Annotated in this window: 1 protein-coding gene and 1 other annotated feature; the gene reads right to left on the bottom strand. The window is 43.3% G+C overall.

The genetic code is table 11. The features are described from left to right. Nucleotides 1-40 precede the first annotated feature (40 nt). Nucleotides 41-1,260, bottom strand: a protein-coding gene (locus QL984_RS18425) for an IS3 family transposase (RefSeq protein WP_223230517.1) whose coding sequence is annotated in 2 segments (ribosomal slippage) — nucleotides 41-972 and nucleotides 972-1,260 — 1,221 coding nt in all. Because the reading frame shifts where the segments join, the coding sequence is not laid out codon by codon here. After that, nucleotides 866-982 (bottom strand) — a sequence feature (AL1L pseudoknot). (Overlaps the previous gene by 117 nt.) Nucleotides 1,261-1,310: the final 50 nt, after the last annotated feature.

The following is a 1,310-nucleotide window of genomic DNA, read 5'->3' as shown; positions in this document are numbered from 1 at the left end:
ATGAATCGCCCCGAGTTCATCGGAGACCAGTTTGTTTAAGTCAGGCCACTTTACCTGACTCGTTTAAATTATCATAGTAGTCTGTTTCATATTGAGCTGGTGAAATATACCCAATTGAAGATAATAAGCGTTGATTATTAAACCAATTGACCCACTCTAACGTTGCGTATTCAACAGCATCAACATTCTTCCACGGGCCATTTCTGCGAATAATCTCTGTTTTAAATAATCCATTTATTGTTTCAGCCAATGCATTGTCATAAGAGTCACCCACACTGCCTACAGACGCTTGAATTCCAGCTTCAGCAAGTCGCTCAGTGTATCGTATAGACAAATATTGGCTGCCTCTGTCGCTGTGGTGAATTAACCCTTCGGGGTTGCCACGATGCCAAATAGCTTGCTCTAACGCATCAAGAATAAGCTCTGTGTGCATTGTCGTTGATACACGCCAACCTACAATGTATCGTGAAAAAACATCTATCACGAAAGCGACATAAACAAACCCACTCCATGTGGCAACATAGGTGATGTCAGCTACCCAAAGTTGATTTGGCTGCTCAGCAGTAAATTGACGATTAACTAAATCAAGTGGCTTATCTTGTTGCTCGTCAGGTATCGTTGTCTTATGTGCTTTACCCCGACGAACACCTTGAATTCCCATAACTCGCATCAATCGTTCGACTGTACAGCGGGCGACTTGATGGTCGTCAAGCTGTAACTGCTTCCATATTTTTCTTGCACCATAAACTGACATATTATCCTCCCACACTTCGCGAATGAGTATTATCAGCTCAGCATCACGCTTTTTGCGGTTAGACAGTCGCTCAGGCTCTCTTTGTATCTGTTTATGAGAATAATACGTTGATGGTGCAATCGGCAATTCCTTGCAAATTGACTCGACACCGTAATGCTCTCTGCAAGCATCAATAAAATCCACTATTACTTCTGTTTGCGGTCGAGCTCCGCTTGGGCGAAAAAAGCGGCAGCTTGCCTCAGGATATCATTCGTTCGCTTGAGCTCTTTATTCTCGCGCTCTAAGACGGCAAGGCGTTCTTCAGTTGATTGCGTATTAGAAGAGGGTTTAGACGGTTGAGCTTGAGATTTCTTGACCCATGCTCTAAGTGTTTCTGGGGTACATCCCAGTTTATCTGAAATCGATACTAGCGCAGCCCAAAGAGAAGGGTATTCATGCTGTTGTGTGGTAACAAGCCTAATTGCACGTTCACGAAATTCTGATGTATAGCGATTTGATTTTTTCATAGTTCCAGTTTCTCAAGTTATTGAGTCTCTGGCAAACACGGGGCGATTCA

This window comes from Pseudoalteromonas sp. APC 3495 (assembly GCF_030407645.1).
GTDB classification, from domain to species: Bacteria; Pseudomonadota; Gammaproteobacteria; order Enterobacterales; family Alteromonadaceae; genus Pseudoalteromonas; species Pseudoalteromonas tetraodonis.
This window is presented reverse-complemented; position numbering and strand designations above follow the sequence as displayed.